This window comes from Myxococcus sp. AB025B, from assembly GCF_006518215.1.
GTDB lineage: Bacteria > Myxococcota > Myxococcia > Myxococcales > Myxococcaceae > Myxococcus > Myxococcus fulvus.
This window is the reverse complement of sequence record NZ_SRLW01000470.1, coordinates 1-5,204: the sequence shown is the minus strand read 5'-3', so window position 1 is coordinate 5,204 and position 5,204 is coordinate 1. Positions and strand designations below refer to the sequence as shown.

The following is a 5,204-nucleotide window of genomic DNA, read 5'->3' as shown; positions in this document are numbered from 1 at the left end:
CCCCGAGCCCGTCCGCACCCAGGAGCCGGAACAGCAAGGCGAGCGCCGCGTCGTCGTGAAGAAGGTCTCCCAGTCGCCGCTGCTCCAGCTCGCCTACCACGGCATCGCCGGCAACGACGCGGACGCCGAGGCCCTCACCCTGCTGCTCAACATCCTCGGCGACGGTGACTCGTCCCGGCTCCACCGCCGCCTCGTGGAGGAGGAGCGCGTCGCCATCCGCGCCGGCACCATGTACTCGCCCGGCTTCGACCCCGGCCTCGTCTGGCTCACCGCGGACCTGCCCGCCGGCGGCGACCTCGCCCGCGCCGAGGCCCTCCTCACCGAGGAAGTCACCCGCGTTGCCAAGGACGGCGTCACCGAGGCCGAGTTGCGCAAGGCGCGCAACATCACCCTCGCCAACCACTGGCGCTCGCTGGAGACCATCAGCGGCCGCGCATACACGCTCGGCGCCTCCGAGGTCTTCCGCGGCGACTACCGCAAGGTCTTCGACGCCCCCGCCCGCTACGAGCGCGTCACCCGCGAGGACGTCCGCAAGGTCGCCGCCCGCATCTTCGTCACCCAGCGCCGCACCGTCGGCTGGCTCGTCCCCACCGACGCCGCCGAAGTCGCCACCCCCGCCGCTCGCAAGGACGCCAAGCGATGATCGCCCCCCTCACCTGGAAGACGGTCCTCGCCGCCGTCCTGCTCTCCTCGGGCACCGCCGCCGCCCAGGGCGCCGCGCCGTCCAAGCCCACCCCCACCGCCGCGCCCGCCGCCGCCCAGGGCGTCAAGCTGCCCAAGCCCACCACCGTCACGCTCAAGAACGGCGCGAAGCTGCTCCTCGTCGAGCGCAAGGAGGTGCCCCTCATCGCCTTCAGCGCGTGGCTGCGCGGCGGAGCGCTCGCCGACCCGTCCGGCAAGGAGGGCCTGGCCGCCCTCACCGCGGAGCTGCTCCAGAAGGGCGCCGGCGCCCGCGATGCCCGCCAGTTCGCCGAGGCGGTGGACGGCGTCGGCGCGATGCTCGACACCCGCGCCGACCTGGAGAACCTGGTCGTCAACGGCCAGTTCATGTCCCGCGACAGCGCGCTGATGGTGGAGCTGCTCGCGGACCTGCTCACCCGCCCGCGCTTCGCCCAGGACGAGCTGGAGAAGACGCGCGAGCGCATGGCCTCCGAAATCACCGCCGCCAAGGACGGTGACCCGCGCGGCCTCATCAACACCTACTTCGAGGCGTACCAGTTCTCAGGCCACCCCTACGGCACCCCCGTGGGCGGCACCGAGGCCTCGCTGCCCACGCTCAGCCGCGAGGACGTGCTCGCCTACGCCAAGAACCAGCTCGGCGGTGACAGGCTCATCCTCTCCGTCGTCGGTGACTTCGACAGCAAGGCGCTCGCGGCGAAGCTGGAGGCCGCGCTCGGTGGTTGGGCCAAGGCGGCGAGCCCCGCGCCCCAGGTGCCCGCCACCACCGTCTCCCAGGGCCGCCGCGTCCTGCTCGTCGACAAGCCCGACGCCACGCAGACCTACTTCACCATCGGCAACACGGGCATCGCGCGCAACGACGCGGACCGCGTTACCGCCAACCTGGTGGAGACGGTGCTCGGCGGACGCTTCACCTCGCTGCTCAACACCGAGCTGCGCGTGAAGTCCGGCCTCACCTACGGCGCCCGCGCCTACTTCTCCCCGAGCGCCCACCCGGGCACCTTCGCCATCTTCTCCTTCACCCAGACGGAGAAGACGGACAAGGCCATCGACATGGCGCTGGAGGTGTACAGCCGCTACCGCAAGACGGGCATGGATGACGCCATGCTCGCGTCCGCCAAGTCCTACGTGCTGGGCCAGTTCCCACCCCGGCTGGAGACGGGCGGCCAGGTGGCCAACAAGCTGGCGGAGCTGGCCTTCTACAACCTGGATGCGAGCGATGTGGATGGCTTCGCCACCGCCGTGTCCGCCGCCACCCGCGAGTCCGTGGGCGCCGTCCTCCAGCGCACGCTGCCCGCGCCGGAGAACCTGACCTTCGTCTTCATCGGCAAGGCCTCCGCCATCCGGGAGATGGCCCGCAAGTACGGCCCCGTCACGGAGATGAAGATCTCCGACAAGCGCTTCGCCCCGGCGGCCGCGCCCGCCAAGCGCTGAAGCCCAGGCGGTCCCATCGCGCCCTCCGGGTCCGCCGACACCACGTCGGCGCCGGGGGGCGCGGTGCGTCCGGCCCATGGACAGACATCCTTGCGAGGAAATGGCCCGCAACACCTCATGAGCCTGGGTTGCGCAAACCTCGCACGGATGCTTGCTGGATGTGATTCATCACGAGCCCCCTCTGGGACGGCTGGAGGGCCTCGGCTAGCGTGCCGGGGCTTTCTTCCGAAGGGGGCTCTCATGAAATCGCCGCGATGGTCATTCCTGCTGGGCGCGACGTGTGTCGCGTGGCTGGCGGGGTGTGGAAGTGGTGCGCCCGAGTCGAACGGACTCGGCGCCGGGCTGTCCTCCGTGGACACGGACACGGACTCGACGGGGGATGGGACCTGGATGGGGGAGCCCATCGCCGAGGGCTGCGGGCCGGATGGCGGCGTGCCCACGGATGGCGGCGTGCCCTCCGCCGACGCGGGCGTTCCCGAGGGCGGGGTGTGGGTGAAGAGCACCGCCCGCTTCCACACCTCCGTCGGCATCGCCCAGCGCGACGAGGACCTGTCCGCCAATCCTCCCGAAATCCTCGTGCCCACCGGCTCCACGTTCGAGTTCCATCAGGGCTCGCCGCACCAGGAGGGTGGCTGGCTGTTCACCGGCATCCGCCAGGGGCCGTACTACCTGCGCACGGGGTCCACCTTCCTCGTCACGAGCTCCAGGTACGTGGACGTCGGCCGCAACCGCTTGGGCCGCCCCGACGCGCAATACGTGGACGTGTCGTCCTCGCCGCTCCAGGTCAACCTGCTGAACCTGGCGCCGTGGCAGAACTGGGAGAGCGGCACGCAGCCCGGCTCCAGCCTCCAGCTCACCTCGTCGCAGGTGGACCTGTACTCCACCGCGAGCATCTTCGACTTCATCCCCGACGGCGCGACGTCCATCGTCACGCCCAACGCCGTGATGGACTCGGCCCTGGGCACCCTGCCGGTCTTCGAGGCCGACAAGGGAGACCGGCTCTACGTCAACCAGCTCAGTGAGTTCAGCGCGGGCGTCCTCCCGGACGGACGGCCGCTGAGCTACACCGCCGTGGAGCGCTCCACGCAGGTGGGGGCCTTCGACTTCATGCCGGATGGCTTCACGCCCATGCCCCTCACCGGACTGCTCCAGCCGACGCGCATGCGGGAGTTCCCCATCGAGTGGCGGCTGCCCGACTTCGCGCGCTTCGCCTCGCAGGTCCACCCCAATGCGCAGCCGGGGATACCGCGGCTGGACCTGGTGCCCGGACCTCACGGACTGCAGGAGGGGTGGATTGGCTATACCGGCGAGCTGCTCACCCTGAGCCTGCCGCGCGGCACCTCGTATGACCTCACGGCGCGGCTGCGGTTCGGCAATCCCTATCCGTCGAACTGGGGGGTCATTGGCGTGGTGGGCTATTCGTTCCGCAACCAGGAGCGCATGCCGGATGGCTCGGGTCGGCTGGGCAGCATCAACGGGAGCTACACGGAGTGGGACGCGGTCGACAACCTCATCGCCGGACCCCTGGTGCCCAAGCTGTCGCCTCCGCTCGCCTTCACCATTGATGGCGTGTCCGCCACAATCCCACGCAGGGTGGGGACCGTCAGCCCGGTGCTCGCGTGGACACCGCCGCTGGTCGGCACGCCCAGCGCCTATCGCGTCAGCATCCAGCGGTTCGACCCGGACTTCGGCTTCGCGCTCACCTGGCGGGTGCTCTACATGCCCGGCTCCGTCACCCAGGTCCGCCTGCCTCCGGATGTCCTGGAGCCCGCGACCAGCTACGTCGCCACGGTGAGCGCCATCGACAGCCCGAACGTCGACATCCAGTCCTTCCCCTTCAGGACGTTGGATCGCCTGCCGTATCGCTCCTTCACCGCCACGAGCTCGTACTTCACCACGCCGTGATGCTCGGCGCGTGAGCACGCCGGGAGCCCTCTGGAGCCGGGGCTCCCGGTGGATGAATCACTTCGCGCGCTGGATGTCCCGGGCGCGAGGTGGCGGCTTCGTCGAATCACGGTAGCGGCCCTGGCACTTCTGGAAGCGCGCGTCGACGGAGCGGGCGAACCAGGCCGTGGTGCGCTCGCCCTTCAGCTTCGGGCTCTGGAGCGTCACCTGCGGCAGCTGCGCGTAGACGGGGGACTGGCCCGTCTGGTTCGCGAAGACGCGCTTCACCGCGCGGAAGGTCTCCGTGGACTCGAAGGACTCCTCCTTCTCCTTCTTCACGTCGCGGCGGACCTGGCGCTCGCTGAGGTCCGGGGCGAGCGTGCGACGGAAGGTGAGCAGCGCGGTCAGCGACTTGCTGTCCTGGCTCTTGGGCTCGCCGTTCTTGTCGTAGAGCTGGAGGTCTCCGTCGAGCACCAGCGGCACGCCGGTCAGCTGGCTGACCTGGGCCTGGAGCGCGGCGTTGCGCGAGGCGTAGACCCCGGCGTTGTAGTCCGCGAAGCGGAAGAGGGGCTGGGGGTAGGCGGCCTCGAAGCCGAGCAGTCTCGCGGTGCCGTAGCGCACGCCGCCTCCGCGGGTGTACAGCGCGTCGCGCACCTTCACCGGGTCCGCGTCCTCGCCCGCCTTCTCCACCGCGTAGCGGACGCTCACCTGCATGGAGCCCGCGGTGGTGACGGGGTTCAGGTCCTCCAGTCGCCGCGAGGAGAACAGGGCGCTGGCCAGGTTCATCGTGGCGTAAGTGGTGGGGTACCCCGCTTCGTAGTACGCGAGCATGTCCCGGAAGAGCCGGTCCAGGTCGCGCTCGGTCTGCACGGCGCGCAGCCGCTCGTCGAACGTGCGCTTCTGGCCGGACGCCTTGCCGGAGAGCACGGAGGCCAGGGCTTTGTGACCGAGCGGGCCCAGCGTGTCCGCGTGCTCCTCCAGCTTCGCGCGCACCATGCGCGAGAGGTTCGGCACGGCGGGGTCCGCCTTGTAGCCGGACTCCTGCTCGATGATGGCGAGCACGGAGCACACCGCGACGGGAGAAGGCGGCACGTCCTCCGCCTCCAGGGCGGCGAGCACGTCGCGGGCCCAGCCCTCCTTCTCCTTCACGTGCGTGGGGATGAGGCGGGTGACCTGCTGGACGGAGAGCCTGGGAGGGGGCGGGACGG

4 protein-coding genes are annotated in these 5,204 nt (G+C 70.4%); 3 read left to right on the top strand and 1 reads right to left on the bottom strand.

Annotated features, from left to right (window positions below; translation table 11 throughout):
* The 3 genes from FL311_RS40970 to FL311_RS40960 all read left to right on the top strand — a co-directional run.
* A partial coding sequence (locus FL311_RS40970) for a pitrilysin family protein (RefSeq protein ID WP_141333057.1) occupies positions 1-643 on the top strand: 643 nt, incomplete at its 5' end.
* Positions 640-2,112 carry a pitrilysin family protein gene (locus FL311_RS40965; RefSeq protein WP_141333056.1) on the top strand — a complete coding sequence of 491 codons (1,473 nt, stop codon included), beginning with the start codon at positions 640-642 and terminating at the stop codon, positions 2,110-2,112. The genes FL311_RS40970 and FL311_RS40965, both read left to right, overlap by 4 nt.
* Before the next feature lie 240 nt (positions 2,113-2,352).
* Positions 2,353-4,017 (top strand): fibronectin type III domain-containing protein, encoded by a 1,665-nt coding sequence (locus FL311_RS40960; protein ID WP_141333055.1) that lies wholly within the window; start codon positions 2,353-2,355, stop codon positions 4,015-4,017.
* Between the two features lie 57 nt (positions 4,018-4,074).
* Here FL311_RS40960 and FL311_RS40955 read toward each other — a convergent pair.
* Positions 4,075-5,204 (bottom strand): DUF1615 family protein (locus tag FL311_RS40955; RefSeq protein WP_141333054.1); only part of this gene is annotated, 1,130 nt, incomplete at its 5' end.